The organism is Patescibacteria group bacterium (assembly GCA_020148145.1).
Lineage (GTDB): Bacteria > Patescibacteriota > Minisyncoccia > Minisyncoccales > JAHCRE01 > JAHCRE01.
Genome location: JAHCRE010000002.1, coordinates 1 through 2011 on the forward strand (window position 1 = coordinate 1; position 2011 = coordinate 2011).

The window sequence follows — 2011 nt, forward strand, 5'->3', positions numbered from 1 at the left end:
ACTGAGAGATATTAGACCTGAAATTTATCAAGATCTCTATAACATATCTCGATTTCATAAGAAAAAAATAAGACAATAATGAAGCCATATGATAAATATTATTTTTGAAGCTTAGGTGGTACTTTAAATAGGCAAGAGACATTAATTTTTACACAAACTATTTTTACATAAAAACCATTTCACAAAAACAAAATACATTCTGGCATATGGAAGAGATAATGGTTTTTTGGTTTTCATTTCAATTCCCTCAGGCCATTATTGGCCATGGATATATATAAATGTTGCTAGAAAATTAATGACTTCCTCCCATTTAAGTATAAATTTATTGAGGAATACTGGAGGAAAAATGCCTGTATAGCACAATTCATTGTTTATTAGGTTTTTAGATCATTTTCCAAATGCATTTCCGATGCTTAGACAAATTTTTGGATTGTAATCTTAACCCCCAATCAAAAGGCTATGATTAGAATTTCTAAGGAGAAAAACTGTCTATAATCATCAGAACTATATTTCTTGGATTGGTCATGTTATATTATGAGCTGTTCGCCGTATGTTTCTATTTCCCCAAAAATATTAGAAGTTCCTACCTCTCTTTTTTGAGGGAAACCTGGGCCAGAGAAAGATTCATCTGATGAAACAATTCTAAAAGGACCTATTGACTTTAACATCGCATCTTCATTACTAGAGATATAGATATCTAAATTCATCATCTCATCCTTTTTTCATTTAATTTTTAGTAAATTCCCACTTTTGAGATGTTTTTATGGTGTTTGTTGCAATAGTCATATCAGGTCTTCTTGTAGCAGTTATTTTTCCTTTTGTTCTAAATTCACTTCTACAACTTATACTTTCTAAAGTTGCCTGAAATAGTTCATAATCAACTGGTGGTATTTGAATAATGTTTATCTGTTGCATAACTTGATTAATTGCCTGTTGTAAAACTTGTGGTGGTAAATTTGCAGGTATTTGAGCCTGGGGCACTGGTCCAACTAGTTGAGAGGTTGTTGTATTACTCAATACTATCTCCAGGGGGTTAAATGGTTTATTGCATTCCATTTCTTTTTCAATATTTTCCCAAATTTGCCACATCAACTTTTCAAGTTTCTCTTCCGGGTCCTTTATTGGCAATCCAATTTCTTTAGCTTCTTTTCTTCCAACAGGATAACCATGATGATAAAATGATTTATTTAAAGCCTCAGCAATTGCTTTTGCTTTACTACTATCTTCCATATGCAGGTTTAATAATTTTTCACCCATAGAAAGTGCTAAATAAGAGCTTTTTTTTGCTACTCCAATCTGAATAGAGCCTACATCTCTACATATAAATTCAAAAGCTTTTTCCATTTGTTCCTGGTCCGTTATTCCAACGTCTGTACGTACAAAATCTAGAAAATGTCTTAAATCTTCAGATCCAAATAGAATCTTTTCCTTTTGACCGGGCTTTCCCGGTGACTCCTTTATTGAGACTAGTTGAGGATCAACAGGACCAAGATTGGAAAAAGGATGCATAATAATTTCATCTGCACCCAACGCTAACAAAGTTGCAGCACTATATGCCTCATATGGCAATAATACACCAATCTTATCAAATCTTTCTCTTAATATACTAATGATTCGCCAAGATACGGTGGGATCTCCACCTCTGCTGATAATTAAAATATCTATTTCTTTCTTTGTTTTTGGAATCTCATTTATTTGTTTAGTAAATTCTGGTATTACATCTGATGCCATTACTGCAGCGGCATTGATGCGTGAGCTTGTAATAAAGGAAATTAATGGCTTTTTACGAAGTTTTTCGATTTGTTTATACAATTCAATTCGATCATTATAAGACATAATTACATTTTTCTAACATATTTAAACTAAATAAATGTTTTCATGATTACAGTAGATGACCTGATTATTTTTTAATCCCTTTTTCCATCTTCATTCATGGGATGGAATGCCAGATGGATAAAATGGAAATTGTTGAACGTTTTACAAAAAATATCATTAAGAAATTAAGGAAGAA

2 protein-coding genes are annotated in these 2011 nt (G+C 31.9%); both read right to left on the reverse strand.

What is annotated here, in order from left to right:
* Positions 1–527: 527 nt before the first annotated feature.
* Positions 528–710, reverse strand: coding sequence for a hypothetical protein (locus KJA15_00020; protein ID MBZ9571720.1), 183 nt, complete (start codon positions 708–710; stop codon positions 528–530).
* A 16-nt stretch (positions 711–726) separates the two neighbouring features.
* Entirely contained in the window at positions 727–1836 is a 1110-nt protein-coding gene (locus tag KJA15_00025; protein MBZ9571721.1) for a hypothetical protein, read from the reverse strand.
* Between the last annotated feature and the right edge of the window lie 175 nt (positions 1837–2011).

Coding starts and splice junctions, on each gene's coding strand:
- KJA15_00025 (MBZ9571721.1), bottom strand. CDS start 1,836: ATGTCTTATAATGATCGAATTGAATTGTATAAACAAATCGAAAAACTT.
- KJA15_00020 (MBZ9571720.1), bottom strand. CDS start 710: ATGATGAATTTAGATATCTATATCTCTAGTAATGAAGATGCGATGTTA.